The organism is Hyphomonas sp. UBA3195, assembly GCF_002366485.1.
Lineage (GTDB): Bacteria > Pseudomonadota > Alphaproteobacteria > Caulobacterales > Hyphomonadaceae > Hyphomonas.
In genome coordinates this window covers 1-15,224 of record NZ_DEXB01000051.1, presented here as the reverse complement: position 1 = coordinate 15,224, position 15,224 = coordinate 1, and the positions used below count along the sequence as shown (strand labels likewise).

At 61.7% G+C, this 15,224-nt stretch carries 20 protein-coding genes and 1 tRNA gene; 3 read left to right on the top strand and 18 right to left on the bottom strand.

Annotated features, from left to right (window positions below):
- Positions 1-85: 85 nt before the first annotated feature.
- The 4 genes from B2344_RS15570 to B2344_RS15555 all read right to left on the bottom strand — a co-directional run bounded on the left by B2344_RS15570 (position 86) and on the right by B2344_RS15555 (position 2,292).
- Positions 86-601, bottom strand: a complete 516-nt coding sequence (locus tag B2344_RS15570; protein ID WP_290485563.1) for a hypothetical protein — start codon at positions 599-601, stop codon at positions 86-88.
- A gap of 112 nt (positions 602-713) precedes the next feature.
- Entirely contained in the window at positions 714-1,442 is a 729-nt protein-coding gene (locus tag B2344_RS15565) for an ATP12 family chaperone protein (RefSeq protein WP_206990808.1), read from the bottom strand.
- Positions 1,443-1,516: 74 nt separating this feature from the next.
- The gene (locus tag B2344_RS15560) at positions 1,517-1,954 is read right to left on the bottom strand and encodes a hypothetical protein (RefSeq protein ID WP_290485562.1); all 438 of its coding nucleotides are present in this window, start codon (positions 1,952-1,954) and stop codon (positions 1,517-1,519) included.
- 101 nt (positions 1,955-2,055) lie between these two features.
- Positions 2,056-2,292: an HAD family hydrolase gene (locus B2344_RS15555; protein WP_290485561.1), complete on the bottom strand. Its 237-nt coding sequence runs from the start codon at positions 2,290-2,292 to the stop codon at positions 2,056-2,058.
- Positions 2,293-2,461: 169 nt separating this feature from the next.
- Here B2344_RS15555 and B2344_RS15550 point away from each other — a divergent pair, with 169 nt between their 5' ends.
- A complete protein-coding gene (locus tag B2344_RS15550; RefSeq protein ID WP_290485560.1) occupies positions 2,462-3,340 on the top strand; it encodes a hypothetical protein in 879 nt (292 codons plus the stop codon).
- A gap of 44 nt (positions 3,341-3,384) precedes the next feature.
- Here the strand turns inward: B2344_RS15550 and B2344_RS15545 are convergent, their stop codons facing one another.
- The 3 genes from B2344_RS15545 to crcB are packed head-to-tail and all read right to left on the bottom strand — an operon-like array spanning position 3,385 to position 5,494.
- The gene (locus B2344_RS15545) at positions 3,385-4,068 is read right to left on the bottom strand and encodes an HAD-IA family hydrolase (RefSeq protein ID WP_290485559.1); all 684 of its coding nucleotides are present in this window, start codon (positions 4,066-4,068) and stop codon (positions 3,385-3,387) included.
- The gene (locus B2344_RS15540; RefSeq protein ID WP_290485558.1) at positions 4,068-5,114 is read right to left on the bottom strand and encodes an RluA family pseudouridine synthase; all 1,047 of its coding nucleotides are present in this window, start codon (positions 5,112-5,114) and stop codon (positions 4,068-4,070) included. Before B2344_RS15540 ends, B2344_RS15545 begins: the two co-directional genes overlap by 1 nt.
- On the bottom strand, positions 5,111-5,494 hold the full coding sequence (crcB, locus tag B2344_RS15535; RefSeq protein WP_290485557.1) for a fluoride efflux transporter CrcB: 384 nt from the start codon (positions 5,492-5,494) through the stop codon (positions 5,111-5,113). The genes B2344_RS15540 and crcB overlap by 4 nt, the downstream gene beginning before the upstream one ends.
- A 136-nt stretch (positions 5,495-5,630) precedes the next feature.
- On the opposite strand from crcB, the gene B2344_RS15530 reads away from it, so the two are divergent.
- Positions 5,631-7,166, top strand: a complete 1,536-nt coding sequence (locus tag B2344_RS15530) for an alpha-N-arabinofuranosidase (protein WP_290485556.1) — start codon at positions 5,631-5,633, stop codon at positions 7,164-7,166.
- A 67-nt stretch (positions 7,167-7,233) separates the two neighbouring features.
- Positions 7,234-7,307, top strand: a tRNA-Gly gene (locus tag B2344_RS15525).
- A gap of 60 nt (positions 7,308-7,367) precedes the next feature.
- On the opposite strand, the gene B2344_RS15520 is transcribed toward B2344_RS15525, so the two are convergent.
- The 11 genes from B2344_RS15520 to B2344_RS15470 form a co-directional block, all read right to left on the bottom strand.
- A complete protein-coding gene (locus B2344_RS15520; protein WP_206990816.1) occupies positions 7,368-8,162 on the bottom strand; it encodes a CAP domain-containing protein in 795 nt (264 codons plus the stop codon).
- Positions 8,163-8,289: 127 nt separating this feature from the next.
- The gene (locus B2344_RS15515) at positions 8,290-8,760 is read right to left on the bottom strand and encodes a hypothetical protein (protein ID WP_290485555.1); all 471 of its coding nucleotides are present in this window, start codon (positions 8,758-8,760) and stop codon (positions 8,290-8,292) included.
- Entirely contained in the window at positions 8,757-9,503 is a 747-nt protein-coding gene (gene gspN, locus B2344_RS15510; RefSeq protein WP_290485554.1) for a type II secretion system protein N, read from the bottom strand. Before gspN ends, B2344_RS15515 begins: the two co-directional genes overlap by 4 nt.
- Entirely contained in the window at positions 9,500-9,976 is a 477-nt protein-coding gene (gene gspM, locus B2344_RS15505; protein WP_290485553.1) for a type II secretion system protein GspM, read from the bottom strand. Before gspM ends, gspN begins: the two co-directional genes overlap by 4 nt.
- Positions 9,973-11,079 carry a type II secretion system protein GspL gene (gspL, locus tag B2344_RS15500; RefSeq protein ID WP_290485552.1) on the bottom strand — a complete coding sequence of 369 codons (1,107 nt, stop codon included), beginning with the start codon at positions 11,077-11,079 and terminating at the stop codon, positions 9,973-9,975. Before gspL ends, gspM begins: the two co-directional genes overlap by 4 nt.
- Positions 11,079-12,065, bottom strand: coding sequence for a type II secretion system minor pseudopilin GspK (gene gspK, locus B2344_RS15495; RefSeq protein WP_290485551.1), 987 nt, complete (start codon positions 12,063-12,065; stop codon positions 11,079-11,081). Before gspK ends, gspL begins: the two co-directional genes overlap by 1 nt.
- The gene (gene gspJ, locus B2344_RS15490) at positions 12,062-12,658 is read right to left on the bottom strand and encodes a type II secretion system minor pseudopilin GspJ (RefSeq protein ID WP_206990822.1); all 597 of its coding nucleotides are present in this window, start codon (positions 12,656-12,658) and stop codon (positions 12,062-12,064) included. Before gspJ ends, gspK begins: the two co-directional genes overlap by 4 nt.
- A complete protein-coding gene (gene gspI, locus B2344_RS15485) occupies positions 12,655-13,032 on the bottom strand; it encodes a type II secretion system minor pseudopilin GspI (RefSeq protein WP_206990823.1) in 378 nt (125 codons plus the stop codon). Before gspI ends, gspJ begins: the two co-directional genes overlap by 4 nt.
- Position 13,033: 1 nt before the next feature.
- Complete coding sequence (locus B2344_RS15480) at positions 13,034-13,507, bottom strand: PulJ/GspJ family protein (RefSeq protein WP_206990824.1); 474 nt, start codon at positions 13,505-13,507, stop codon at positions 13,034-13,036.
- Positions 13,507-13,965, bottom strand: a complete 459-nt coding sequence (gene gspG / locus B2344_RS15475) for a type II secretion system major pseudopilin GspG (protein ID WP_290485550.1) — start codon at positions 13,963-13,965, stop codon at positions 13,507-13,509. Before gspG ends, B2344_RS15480 begins: the two co-directional genes overlap by 1 nt.
- 9 nt (positions 13,966-13,974) lie before the next feature.
- Positions 13,975-15,183, bottom strand: coding sequence for a type II secretion system F family protein (locus tag B2344_RS15470; RefSeq protein WP_290485549.1), 1,209 nt, complete (start codon positions 15,181-15,183; stop codon positions 13,975-13,977).
- Positions 15,184-15,224 lie beyond the last annotated feature (41 nt).

Genomic DNA, 15,224 nt, shown 5'->3' with positions numbered 1-15,224 from the left:
AAACGCAAACGCCCCGGATGTCTGGTCCGGGGCGCCGCGGCAGGGCGATCATTCTGGTCGGCCCGCCGCCAGGGGTGCCGTTGCGTTAGTAGCCGTAGCGGCTGTGGCCGTTCTGGCCGCGATTGCGCGCCTGACCCATTTGCGGAATACCGTCGAGCCGGGCGACCTGTCCCCGCCTAACGAGACAGGTGACGTCGCGTTCCCGCTCGCGGCGGCGGTTCTCGAATTCCACATCATCAAAGCGGATGCGGAACCCATTCGGGCCGATCTGCTGGATTCTGCGGTCATCATCGAAATCGACATCGTGGAAGCCGGCCCGCCATGCCGTGCGACTGATCGCGGCGCGGCAGGCCTGAACGGCGTTGCGACGCAGCTGGCGTTCCTGCCGGAGCGACTGGCCCCATTGATTGGTGCGATACCGGCCATAACGGCCCGTCGGGGCATTGTGGCCGATTTGGATCGACAGGCCTGTCGCGCCAAGCCGGGTCTCAAGTTGGGCGATGCTGCCCCGGGCCGGGTCGGCCATGGCGGGGGCGGCGATGAGGGCGGACGCAGCAAGGGCAACGGCAGCCACTCGGACATTCATGATTTTCTTCATCATGTGCCGAGCAGACCACGCGCCACAGGAACACGGCCTGAGCGCGGCGTTCATCGCAGGTTTCGCTGCGGTTCATCTTCGTTCAACTGCGGGTGCGCGCTGTTGCGCAGGGCGATCAGCCGAGGCCGACGAGCCAGGTTTCCAGCGCCTTGGCCTCGATGCGGCGCAGCGCCGTGGCGGCCTTGGCTTCATCATCCTCGCCCCAATGCTGGGCCTGCCAGGCCTCGTCAATGCGGGCGACCTCGAACGCGTCGGTCGCCGTCAGTTCGCCCTCGACCACGGCCATGGCGAGCACGGCAGACCCGTAAAGGCCGCATCCGAACAGAAGGCCTGTCAGGGCAAAGTCATCAAGACCGAGCGCATAGGTCCGCGCCGCTTCCAGCGAAGCATCCGGCTGGGGCGAGGCAATGATGCCTTCGACCGGCACGAGGATCACATCCAGCGCCTGTCCGGCCCAGGCGCGCAGCGGGGCCCAATGTGCCTCTTCCAGCTCGGCCAGTTCCTCAGGCTCCTCGGCGATGTGACAGACAAGATCGGTCTCGCAATAGCGGGCCAGTTCATCCGCCATCTCGTAACGGGTCTCCGGCACACGATCGATCGCAACATTGGCAAGCCGCGTGAGGTGCATCGACATCAGGTCGATCTCTGCGTCCTGCGCATTCCATTCAGCGGCAACCGCCTTGGCCAGCTTTTCCGTCGGCAGCTTCAGGGCGACGCGCGCAGGCGTCTTGATGGAGCGGCCATCCAGTTCCACGGTCCAGCCGCCGGGGATCTGCTCCGGCTTGGCACTCTCGTAGAAGCGTTTCGGCTTCGGGGTCTCTTGGGTCTCGGTCTCGTCAGTCATGGCCGGGCATGTACGCCCATGAGGGCGGGTTTCCAAGAGGGGAAGTGCTGCAGGATCGATTGGCCGATTGTGATTCAAAAACGCTCAGCAAGCGATGGTAAGACAAGAAAGCATGCGAGCATGATACCGATCCATATGCCCTGCTCCATCCGGCTGCGCGAACCAACGTTTCGGAAAATCGAGGCAAGGACCAAGCCATTAGGCACCACTAGCGACCAGACAGGCACCTCGTAATACAAAAGCCAGTTCGCGTTGCAAAAGCCCCAAAGACCGACAATCCAACCTCGTTGTGACCATCTTCGTTGGACTTCCCGTGATACGCCACGAAGCTTGAGAGCCACGAGCGAGACTATTGCCAATCCGGGAAGCAACACCAACCAACGCGCCCCATCCAGCCGCGTTGACAGGGCCACGAACACCGCAATCACCAGCCCCCAAGGCAGCCAGGCACTTTGCCACGTAACCTTACCGGTCGCCGCACGATTGTATTGCGTCCGCATGTCATCTGTCATGGACGGACTGTTCAGCACAGCACCGTTCAACCCGAATTCAGGAGGTCGCGTTCGTTCCATGCGAGAACGCTAAACCGCAACCTTCAAGAGATCAACACTCCCTACAGGGTTGACGGCGTCGGATCAAACGCCAGCAGGCTTTTGCGGAGCGTGTCGAACTCATGGTGGATTTCGTGGGCGCCGACTTCTTCGAGTTCGTGGGCGGCGCCGAAGCCCCAGCTAACGCCGTGCGTGTAGACGCCTGCCGCGCGGCCCATGGAAATGTCGTGGATGGCATCGCCGATCATGAGGCGTTCATGTGGCGCGCAGCCCAGCGCGCCCATAGCCTGTTCCACCATGTGCGAAAGCTGGAACCTACGTATAGGTCGCGCAAGCAGAGGTACTGGCTAATCTAAGTTCAAAGATGGACAGCCGGACACAAGCCCTCCTTGGCAGCTATTCGCCGAAAATAGACATCCGCCATGCAGTCAAATAGGGTATCGGAACAGTTCTCGGGGGATTCACAAAATGTTTAGCTGGCGAATGCTGCTGGCCGTTTTTGCACTGGTCTTTGTCGCCTGCCAGCAACGTTCTGAAACAATTGTTTCCGCACCTGCCTGCAATGGTACCGCCGAAGAGGCCACGGCTTGCATAGAGAAAAAGGTTCAAAGTTGGCGTGCGTCCGCTGATATGTCCGACGCTGATTCAACATACAACTTGTTCAAAGCCGCTTGTGAAGTGGACGATCCCGACGGATGCTGGATGCTGGGCCGGGCCCTTCAAGGCGACGGATTCCTGTCAGAGGATATGCAGCAAATCGGTAGCTTCAAACAGGATCGCCTCGATCCAGAACGGGGGGCAATGATGATCCAGAAATCCTGCGAACTAGGATCAGGGTACGGTTGCTTGAATCATGCCGCAAGTCTGGCGGTCGAGGTTCACTGGAATCCGGAAGAGCTTCAGAAAGCCGATCTAGAAAAGGTTATGGATAGCTTTTACCGCTCCTGTGAGCTGGGCTTCGTAACCGGGTGTGGCGGTTACTTCGATTTATCCGTCTCCATGCAACCTTCACCAGATATTGAGAAAGAAAAGTACGCTGCGCAGGAGCTTTGCGACAACAAGATCGGAAGCGGGTGCCACCTTCTCGGCGTTTACATCATGCAGGAAGCCCTAGATGAGGGTGGGCATAAACTCGCATTGCCGCTGTGGAAGCAGGGTTGTGAATACGGATACGAAGATGCGTGTCGTGCATACGCAGGCAACATGGGCCATTTTGGGATCGACGCTGAGTATGAATGGGCTATCCGAACTGCCTGTGAATTTGGTTTCCACACGGGTGATTGGGGGACCGTAGACAGTGTCAATTATCCACCATGTCGTTCATTAGATTCTGGATCAGAGGATTGATATACGATCTCACGGCTAAACGCGGTTATGCACCGGACAGGTTCCTAGTTTTGTGAGACTTCTGGATCAAACGCCAGCAGGCTTTTGCGGAGCGTGTCGAACTCATGGTGGATTTCGTGGGCGCCGACTTCTTCCAGTTCGTGGGCGGCGCCGAAGCCCCAGCTGACGCCGTGCGTGTAGACGCCTGCCGCGCGGCCCATGGAAATGTCGTGGATGGCATCGCCGATCATGAGGCTTTCATGTGGCGCGCAGCCCAGCGCGCCCATAGCCTGTTCCACCATGTGCGGATGCGGCTTGCCGGGGCCGTCATCAGCGCACCAGACCGTATCAAAGAAATGCTGGATATCGTGTGCCCCAAAAAGGCTTTCGATGCCCTTGTGAGTCTTGCCGGTCGCCATCGCGATCAGCCAGCCTTCCTCGCGCAGCATTTCGAGCGTTTCCAACGCGCCATCATAAAGCGGCTGGGTGAAATCTGGCCGGGCCCGGGCGCGAACCCAGGACTCGCGATAATCATTCACCAGCCGGTCGATCTCGGCGGCATTGGCGTCTGGCGCAAGCTGGCCGCAGGCTTCATGCAGGCTGAGCCCGACAATTCGGCGCGTCGCATCATATTCCGGCGGCGTCAGGGCCGACAGGGTGAAGGCCTCAACCATGATTTCATGAATTGAGGTTCGGCTGTCGACGAGTGTTCCGTCCACGTCCCATATGGCAAGCTTCAAACCCGACATCAGATGAACGGTGCCAATGGGTCTTTGCCAGCTTCCTGTTCGAGGAAGCCGAGGGATTCAAAAGTCTGCTTCATGTGCGGCGGCAGCGGCGCGACGATCTTGATCGGCTTGCCAGTCTGGCGCGGTATGATCAGGCTGCGCGCGTGAAGGTGCATGCCGGGCGCAAGGCCCTGCGGCACTTCGCGGCGGGACTGGTATTTGAAGTCACCGAGAATGGACGTATTCATTTCCAGCATATGGAAGCGCAGCTGGTGCATGCGGCCGGTTTCCGGCTTCAGCGCCACCCACGCCGCCTTCTGGCCAGCCGTGGAGATCACCGCATAGTCCGTGATCGAATGACGTGCGCCCTCGACGCCCTGCGCCGAACGGAACATGCGTTCGCGGTCCGCGTCGCGGCGGCCACGGGCCTTGGGATGGATGACGCGGTAACCGTCTTCTTCGTTCTCGTCTTCGATCCCCTTCACCATCCAGCAGCGGATCTGGCCAAAGGGCGGGTTGGGAACACCAACGGTAATGGCCCAATAGACCTTGCTCATGTCGCGGCTACGGAACTTCTCCGACAGCTGCGCGGCGGCCTTCGGATATTTGGCCAGCAGCAGCACACCGCTCGTATCCTTGTCGAGCCGGTGGACAAGGACCGGGCGATGCTCGCCATCGCCCAGCGCGGCCAGCATGCCATCAATATGGCGGCCCTGCCCTGATCCGCCCTGCACGGCGATGCCGGCAGGCTTGTTGATGGCGATCATCTCGTCATCTTCGTAGAGGATCAGGTCGCGGATGAATTGGCGGTCTTCCTCGGAAACGCGCTCGGCCTTTTTCTGCGCCGGACGGGTCGCGTCCGCGTCCATGATCGGCAGGCGCACCTGCTGGCCGGTCTCGAGGCGCGTATTGGCCTTGGCGCGCGAGCCATCGACGCGAATCTGCCCCGTGCGGAGCATCTTCTCGATCTGGCCCTGCGTGACCGGCACGCGGCGCTTGACCCAGCGATCAAGCCGGGTGCCGGATTCCTTGTCGGAAACCGTTTCAGTAACAATCTGGCCGCTCATGCGAATACCTTTCGGGCAATCCAAAGTCCTATGAACAGCGCGATCACGCCCAGTACCAGTGAGAGCCCCGCATAGGTGCCTGCTTTCAGGGTTTCGCCCTTGCGCAGGAATTCCGCCACTTCCAGCGAGAATGCCGAGAAGGTGGTAAAGCCGCCGAGCAATCCTGTCGCCAGGAACAGCCGGGTCGTCTGGTGCAGCCCTTCAGCCTTCAGCGCCAGCCAACCGACCAGGAGGCCCATCAGCAGGCTGCCCAGCAGATTCACGGCGAATGTGCCATGCGGCCAGCCAGACGGCAGGTGGCGCACGGCCATAAGGCCGACCCCATGCCGGAGCGACGCGCCAATGGCGCCGCCTGCTGCAACTGCGAGAAATCCGTTCATGGCGGCCTTCTAGCTTCAACCGGCCCGCTTAGCCAGTGCCGCATGACTCTGGCGCGGAAACGATTGCAGCTTGACGAAGGGCCCCGGACCCATCGAATGTTAGCGCTAAAATAAAGAATATCCTAGGGAGCCAATCATGAAAAACCGTATTGCCGCGAGCCTTGCCGGCCTTTTGTTCTGCATGGGATCAGCAGCCGCCCAAGCCACACTTGATGTGGATCTCGACGCCCCGACCCACACAATCGCGCCGGAAATTTACGGCCAGTTCCTCGAACATGTCGGCACCCAGCCCTATGGCGGGATCTGGGTGGGCCCCGACAGTGACATCCCCAACACCGATGGCATACGCAATGATGTGTTCGACGCGCTGAAAGCGCTGAACGTCCCGGTCGTGCGCTGGCCCGGCGGCTGCTTCGCCGATCTATATCACTGGCGCGACGGCATCGGCCCGCGGGCTGACCGCCCGGCACGGGTCAACATGGTCTGGGGCGGTACGGCGGAAAGCAATGAATTCGGCACGCATGAATTCTTTGATTTTGCCGAACGGCTGGGCGCGAAGACCTATCTCAACCTGAACCTCGGTACGGGAACAGCCAAGGAAGGCGCTGACTGGCTGGAGTATATCACGGCCGAAACGGGCGACCGCGCCGAAGAGCGCCGTACAAATGGCCGCGACACACCCTGGACGGTCGACTACCTGTCCATCGGAAACGAGACCTGGGGCTGCGGCGGGGCCATCACGGCGGGCGCTTATGCCGATCTCTACGCGCAATTTGCGAGCTTTGCGAAAACGGCCGGCGACCAGCCGGTGCGCATCATCTCCGGCGCGCATGACGCAAACCCGGAATATGCCGACACAATCCTGGAACATCCCTATATCGCCGATCTGGCCGAAGGCATCTCCCTGCATGTCTACACCCTGCCCACCGGCGACTGGGGCAAGAAGGGCGCCGCGACCGGCTTCCCGGAGGCGGAATGGGCTTCGACGATGAAGCGCACCCTGCGCATGGCGGACGTGATCGAGGACCAGAAGGCCATTCTCAAGAAACACGATCTGCCCGCTGACGCGTTCGGCCTGTACGTGGATGAGTGGGGCATGTGGGTTGACCAGGATGAGGCGACCGATCCGCCCGCGCTTTACCAGCAGGGCAGCATTCGTGACGCCATCGTGGCCGGCCTGAACCTCAACCTGTTCCATGCTCATGCCGACGTCGTGAAGATGACAAACATCGCCCAGATGGTGAATGTCCTGCAGGCAATGATCCTGACTGACGGGCCGGACATGGTGCTGACGCCCACCTATCATGTGTTTGACATGTACCAGCCCTTCATGGGCGCCGAAGCGCTTGAAATGAATCTTCAGTTACCGGACTATGTGCTTGGGGATGTTACGGTGCCGGCCATCAGCGCCAGCGCCGCGCGGACGGAGGATGGCCGCATCGTGCTGGCCCTGGTGAATGCGTCTGCCCATGACGACCATCTGGTCGATGCGAGCGCTTTCGGCGCCAGCAAGGCCACCGGCCGTATCCTGCAGGGAGAGGAGATGGATTCCCATAACACGTTCGACGCGCCGGACCGGGTTCAGCCGGCCCCCTATATCGTGGACGGCACCGCGGACGATCTCGTCCTCTCCATTCCGGCGCGCTCCGTCGTGGTGGTGACACTCGACTAGGGCCCGGATGAAATCGCCGGTTAGCCCTCTTGCGCGGCGGCCATTCCTAGATCAAATGGCTTTGCGCGCGGGTGTAGCTCAATGGTAGAGCAGCAGCTTCCCAAGCTGACGACGAGGGTTCGATTCCCTTCACCCGCTCCAATGAAGAAAGCCGGCCACTGAAGGGACCGGCTTTCTTCGTATCTGGAGAGAGTGCGCAGCTTAGAACAATGAGACCGCGGGGCCTTTGAGCGTGTAGCGGTCCTTGCCGAGCGCCATGTCGATGGTCAGATAGCCTGACTGGCCCTTCAGCTCGCTGGCCGGGACGCTATCGCCGATGCCCTTGGCGAGCACATTGCCGGACGTGGAGACAACCGACCAGCCAAGTGGCTCAGCGCGGGATTCCGCGAAGACGGCCTTGAGGTCAGTCTTGCCGTTCATCTGGGTCGGCATCGGGGCCTGCAGCGTTCCTTCAACACGGGAGAACAGCTGGACCAAATAGATCCGGCCATTGGCGCGCACAGCCGCCACACCGGTATGGTCGAACTCGCCGCGCTTGAGATTGGCCTTGTTGGCGGGGTCTGCCATCAGGGCACGATAGGCTTCTTCAGGCGTAGCCGAGTCATCCACAATGGCCATGTTGGCGCCGAATGCCCCCATGAGGTGGGTGCGGTCCAGCAGGCGGACCCGGTCGAGATGACTGCGTCCTTCCATGTCCTCGTGGGCCACATAGCCCCGAACCGCCATGTCATAGGCATGGATACGTGCAGCTTCGTTCAGCGTCGCAAGGTTTTTCAGGCTCGCCTTGCCCGCGTCGCTGCGGTCAGCGGCCGCGAACTGACCAAGCTGGCCTTGCATGAACGTATCCGGCGTGACGCCATTGAGGCCCTCAAAACAGGCTTCGGTTTCAGTCTGGAATGCAGCAGGCTGCAGGCCGAGACCATCCGACAGGTCACAAGCCTGTTGGGCATTCGCAGTCAGTCCCAGCGCCGCAAGCGCCAGAGCGGAGATTGACATATATCTGTATTGCTTCTGTAACATAAGTGTCACAATACCGTGTGTGACAGATTTGCGTCAAGTAATGACACGTTTGCGTATATTACGTGTATGATACTCGGAGGTGTCCTGCCGGAAGGCCCTGCAATCACTCAGCATCCGGCTGGCACGCCCGCAAACCCGCCACAGGAATCACGGTCTCCCAACCTCCATCATTCAGTAGCTTGATGCGGCCAGTTGAGATTTTTTGCCCCCCATCCACCATCTCGCCAGGCGTGATTCGCAGGGACATCGTCTCGCCCTCGATGGTCGTGTAGTCCATTTCGGTCATGAATTGTCCGAACAAGGTCCCGCCCTGGCGGACCAGAGCCATGGTCTGCTGGGTTTCAGACAGCATGGTTTCGGCCGTCTGACTACCTGCCTTGGAGAAGTAGATGAAGCGCCGCGGCGCGCCCTGGGTCCACAGGAACAGCGCGCACTCGCCATCCGCAAGATCCTGCGCTGGTAAATTGCCTGCCTCGGGAACCTCCGGCGCCGGCGGAACGGGCCGCTTCTTGTCGCCGCTCGCACATGCCGCCAGCAGCAGCGCCCCCGCGACAATCGCAATTACCTGCCTCATGGCCTTGTCTCCATTCTGTTCATCGACCGCGTGTAGACCAGCGCACCATTCCGGTCTGTAAATCCCGCAGCCAGCAAGGCAGCGCGCAATTCATCATCAAAATTGGTCAGTTCCAATTCAAACCCATCCTGTGCAACAGCCTTGAGGACAATGCGTGTGCCGTCCCCCGCATCCCCAGACAATTGCGCAGTCAACCGGGTGTCCGTGCAGGTCAGTGGACCGCTGAGGACGGGCCAGTCCCGGCCAAACGATGCTGCGGCAAGGCGGGCCACATCGCTCGTCACATTCCCCGCCGCCGCCTCGCACCGGTCGCCAGACAGTTTCACAGAGCCGTTCGAGAGTCGGAGGCTGCTGCCGAGCTGCGCAATAACAGGATCGGCGCCAACCTGTTCCGTTAGCGGAATATTCAAGGACACTTCTTCCGCCACAACAGACGATCCGGATGCCTTGATCCTGCCCCGCCCCTGGCCAAACGGCCCGCTCCACGACACGTCATGCGACGGGCCGCCTGTCACGAAACGCAAAACATCGGAATCGAGATTGACCGCACCGAGCGGCGTGCCGCGCCATGACAGGCCGGTGACCTGACCATGCCAAACCGACCCTCGCGCCTGCTGCCAGTTGACGCCGCGATCCGCGATACCGGACTGGCGCAGGGCAAAGGACAAGGGCGCGAAAGCGATCAGGCCGCCAATCAACGTGATGACGAAGAGAGCGACAAAGAGAAATCCTGTCCGCATCATGACCCGCCTCCCGCAAACTCAAAACTTGCCCGCACATAGCCAGCCTCCTCGGCGAACATGGTCACGCGTTCAGGCACGGCGCCATAGCGCATGTCCGCATCGGCCAGCCAGGCATAGACCAGAGTCGGCACCGTCCGCTCAAACTGCAGGATCAGTCGGCCGTCATCTGCGGTCTGCAACCGCAACACGGACAGGCCTCTCGCATTGGCAAGCTGCAACAGATCCGACCGTAAGTTCTGACTGGAGGCGCGGGCGGCAGTGGCACCGGCCACGCGCGTCGTTTGTGAGGTGAGCTCCGCCGAGACCACGTCGAGCTGCCGACTGGCGGCTTCCAGAGCCAATTTCGAGTCCGCCTTTGCAGCCATCAGGGGCCGCACGATCGCGAATTGCAGGAGCGCGACAATCACGAGCAGGAGTGCCACGCCGATCAATGCCCGCTCTCGTCCGGTGCGGCTGTTCCAGTATCCCATCATGAGCGTCCTCCAATCGACAGATCGCCCACGACCCGTCCATCCTCAAGGCGCGTATCGCCCAAACTGACCTGCAGGCCGGTGGCCTCAATCGCCGTCTTCAGGTCCAAATCTGCCCCAAAGGCCGGATATGTCAGCGTGGCGCGAAGCTCACCGATGGCGCGGTCATAGCGCAAGCTGACCAAATTCGCTCCGCTGACACTCTCCACCGCCCCGTATAGCGCCGCACTGGTCTGCTGGAAGCTGGGCGCGGCGACGCTGGTCGCTGCCCCGGTGCGCGAGCGCAAGGCGGCGGCAGGATTAGGCGGCACCGGCTGGCCCGGGAAAGCGGCGGTATATTGAGCGCGGGATTCCGCATCCAGCGCCGTCGTCAGATTCTTCATCGTGTGCACCGACAGCGCCGTCTGCGCGCCCCATGCCACAAACAGGGTGGCCGCAAGCGCCGCGGGCAAGCGAAACTGTTTCAGAGAGATGCCGGTTTCAGAGGCGCGGGCATATGTGCCCTGCCGGAGATCGGTCAGGCGCGGCGCCGCCTCGGCCCAGAGCGCCAGTTCGGTCAGGGACTCTGCGCGACGGGGAGCGGCGTTTGCCTCCGTGCCCTTGAGGAGCGCCGACATGACATCACTCGGCCAGTCATTGTCGAACGCAACGGGACGTCCCTCGACGGTCAGCAATTGATAGCGACCGAAATCGACCTGTTCGGTTGGCGGCAACAGGGACAGATCCGGCACAATCCGGGCCGATCCGAGGCCGGCCGCCTCAAGCTGGTCCAGCCAATGCTGCATGACTGTGTGCGACACGGCATAGACTATCCGGAACCCCGCATCGTCCTGATCCGCAGATACGGCGACGTGAACGGACTCGACCGGCACGGCGAGATCATCCTCGATCGCAAACGTCGCAAGGCGCGTTAGTTCTACCGGCCGCCGGGCCGCCGCACGCACCCGGTGCGCTGTCACTTCGGTTCCGGGAACGAAGACGACAACATCCGCACCAGATGGAGTGCCTGCGCCCTCCGGTACGGGCTCCAGCCCGGACGGACCGCTCCGCACGAACCGCCAGTTTTCGCCGTCCCTCGGGATTTCCGTGTAAAGTCTCGGGCGCATCAGCCAGATCTCCTGTTTGAGCCCTGTAGGACATAAATGCCATCGGTGCCACGCCCATAGGTCGCATCGATGCGAATCGTGCCCGTGTCGGAGGCAATCGAAATGGCAGCCCCAATCTGATCGGAGCGTATCGACAGCGCGCTATCCCGGCGCAATTCCGGCGCGATGCTGGCCACATCCCGCGACAGGAGGAATTCACCAACATTCAGCCACCCCCCTTCCGGGCGCGACAGGATCAGTTGTTCGGCTTCGCTTGTGGACAACTCGTCGGAGAAGCGCGCTGCCAGCAGTGGCGCCTGAGCCGCTGTCAGCGTGTTGATGTTCAGCGGTGCATCATCCGACCTTGAACGGACGCAGACCAGGTTCGAAATCTCGTTCATTACATCCGGAGTGAAGCCGTCGATCGCGCGCAGGTCGCTGATAGAGACGAGCCGCTGTCCCGGCGTCCGATGAGGGATTGACCGGCCTCCATACGCGCCATCTTCGGCGCCGGAGGCGCGAGGACTGGTATCCGCGTCCATCCAGTCGGACAGCGAATCCACCAGATGCTGCGCCTCGCTGTTGAACAGGCCTGCGCCCTCAAGCATGCGGTGGAGTTGGTCGGGGGACACGCTCCCGGCGGAGGCTTCACCGTCCCCCAGCGAAAGCGCATTCAGATTCAGGCAATTCGTGGCCTCGTAAAACCGGACGGAAATTGTCCCACGCGAATACGCAAATACAATCGGCTCACGGAACAACAGGGAGTCTGGCGTCAAGGCTCCGTCTGTCTTTGCCAGGGCCTCGTTCACAAATGCCTCACCCACAGACAAGGCCCCGCGTGTTGCCCAGAAGCTGTCGGCCCGGCTGGCTGACACTCGCGAAACGCTGACGGATCGCGCCAGCGCATCGGTCGCCGCGAGCGCCGCTGTCGACATCAGGACGATGATGAGCAAGACGCTGAGCAGGGTCGCGCCGCGCTCATGATCGGAACGGTGCGAGCGTTTCATCCTGCGCCCCCAACAAGGAAAAGCTGGCGCAACTCATCGCCTTCTCCGAACACGAAAGTCAGCTCGACCAGATCCGGTAGCGTGTCTGATTGGCCCGGCCAGTCCAGTTGCCAACTGGTGCCGGTCAGAAAGCGCAGACCGACGCTGTCGAGGTCTTCGGCAATCACGCGATCTGCATAGGGCGTGTTGTAGACCGGATCAGGGCGCAGCCAGGCGCGGCGAACAAGGCTTCCGTCGGTCAGGAAGTATTCCACCCGTTGCAGGTCGCCCCGTGGCTCGACCTTGCCGGGATTGATCCAGCCAGCCCGGGTGAAGGCCAGCAAGGGCTCCAGTGTGGAGAATCCGCCGCTGAAGGCCTTGGGAGCATCGAGCCCATTGGGCGGTTGGGTCAGGCGCAGGGTCGCATTGGCGAGGTCATCCCGCAGCAGGCTATGGGCCGTATCCTGATCGCGAACCATCTCTGTGCGGGCCTCCACCATCTGACCGGACCGCAAGGTCTGGATCAACAGGGTCGATCCCGCCACCATGAGCAGCGAGGTCACGGCGAGCGCCACCAACATTTCGATCAAGGTGAACCCGGCCGACTTGCTCATGATGTCGGCACCCGCATCAGGGTCTGGCGGTTCACGAGTTGCTGGCCCGTTTCAGCATCGCCTATCGTGACAGACACCGAAAACAGGCCTTCCCGTCCGGTGGCGCTGATCGTGCGCATCCACGTCAGCCTGCGCCCGCGCTGCGTACTTTCCCCGGTGTTCACACCCGGCGGAATGGCTCCGGGGCGTACGAGCGCCTCGGCCATCAGATTGTCCGCTTCGACAGTGGCAAGGAAACGCTGGTCCACATGGCGCGCGCCAACAAGGGTTTCGTTCCCGAGATGCGCCAGCGACATGGCAGCAATACTGAACACGCCGAGCGCAACCAGCACTTCGACCAGCGTGAAGCCTTGCTGTGAACGCGGAGACGTCATGTCAGCGCTCCACCTCGACCATGCCGGACGAAGACACGGTCAGGACACGCCGGTCCGTGCCCTCGATCAGGGTCAGCGGCTGCGCTGACACGATGCCGGTCGCGTCGGCCACGATGTGCGGCCAATCCTTCGGATCACTCTCCTGAAGCCCCCGGCGCGATGTTGAGACAGAGATCGCCAGAGGGGATGGCAATGTGTGCGCCGATCGCGGCAGCGCGACCCAGCGACTGTCACGCCAGGCTTCGGCCGCATATTCATCTTCCCCCAGACGGATGGCGCGCACCTCGCCCGAGGCGATGGCCTCGTCTGCCAGACGGTCAATGGCCAGCTCCAGCCGCGCCACTTCCCGGTCAAGACGGGACGGCTGGCGGGGCAGCGTCATGACGATTGCGGCGCTGGCCAGCGCCAGAATGAAGAGCGCAACCAGAACCTCAACCAAAGACATGCCGGATTGAGAGGACAGGATTGGCGTCATCAGCTTGCGGGATCCCAGTTCCCGATATCGTCGTCCGTTCCGGCTTGTCCATCCGGACCAGTGGAGAAGACGTCATAGGCGCTGCCCGACCGGGTGCCAGGGTAAGCGTATTCGTATTCATTGCCCCAGGGATCAGTCCGCATGCGTTTGATATAGCCTCCGGGGCGGTACTGCGCGGCCTGTGCACCGGTGGGCGCCGTGCTCAGCGCCGCCAGGCCCTGATCCGCGGAAGGGTATCCGTACATGTCGAGATTATACATATCGAGCGCGCTTTCGAGCGCCGCAATGTCGGAATGCGCCTTGCCGATGCGGGACTGGTCGGTCGCCGGAGCGACATTCACGACGATCAGCGTGGCGAGCAGGCCCATGATGAAAACCACCACCATGAGTTCCACGAGCGAGAAGCCCGCCGTCTTGCGGCGCTTTTCCTGAGGGGTGCGGGGCGTGACTAAGTGCATGACTGCCTCCTATCCGATAGCGAGAGTATTGAGTTGCAGGATCGGCAACATAACCGACAGGACGATCAGGCCAACCAGCCCGCCGAGCACAACAATGATCAGCGGCTCCAGCAGGGACAGGAGCGTGGACGATCCCGTTTCGAATTCATTGTCCAGATAGTCTGCCGCGCGGGTCATCATGCCGGGAATGTCGCGCCCGGCCTCTCCGCTGGAGACCATGTGCACCATCATGGGCGGGAAGACACCGGTGGCCTTCAGCGCGCCGGCAAAGGAGCCGCCTTCGCGCACACGTTCGCCAATCTGTTCTGCCGCCTCACTGAAGACGAGATTGCCCGAGGCACCCTTGGCCCCGCTCAAAGCCTCAAGAATGGTCGCGCCAGAGCCGGAGAGCGTCGCAAAGACACGCGCGAACCGGCCCGCGCAGACGGTCCGGTTTAGCGGGCCCACAATAGGCAGGTTCAGGCTGTAGCGATCAATTGCGCGGCGCACCGCGGGAACCCTGAAGGCGCGGACCACGGCGAAGACCAGGGTCGCGAGCGCCAGAGCGATCAGGATACCATGTGATTGCAGGGCTTCGGACAGATTGACCACGATACGGGTGATCAGTGGCAGATCGGTGTCGAACAGGTCGAATTGCTCGACCAGGCGCGGCACGACAAACAACATCATGGCGATGATCATGCCGACAGCCATGATGCCCAAAACCGCCGGATAGATCAGCGCTGCCTGAACCTTTTGGCGCAATTGGTGACTACGCTCCAGATATGTCGCGAGGCGCTCCATGACGTCGCCAAGCCGTCCCGACAGTTCGCCGGCAGAGACGACCGAGCGCACGAGCGGTGGAAACGCCTTTGGCGCGACTGACATCGCGTCTGCGAGACGCGCGCCTTCGGTGACTTCAGTCTTGATGGCGTGCAGGACACGCTGGACCTGCGGGGTTGCCGCATCCTCTGCGGCGGCGCCGAGCGCCTGTTCGACCGGAAGGCCCGATTGCAGGAGTACGGACAATTGCCGCACCAGAAGGACACGCTGCTTTTCGCCGATCCGGCCGCCGATGCGGCTTGCCTTGGCCGATTGCTCGCTGACGGGAATGACATCGAGCGCCATGAGATCACGCAGGCGCAATTCGCGGCGCGCAGAACGCGGGCTTTCGGCGGAAATAATCCCTTTCTGGCGCCTGCCATGATCATCGACGGCGACATACTCAAATGCCGGCATCACCCACCTCCCTTGCGGCTGACGCGGAGCACTTCAGCGGG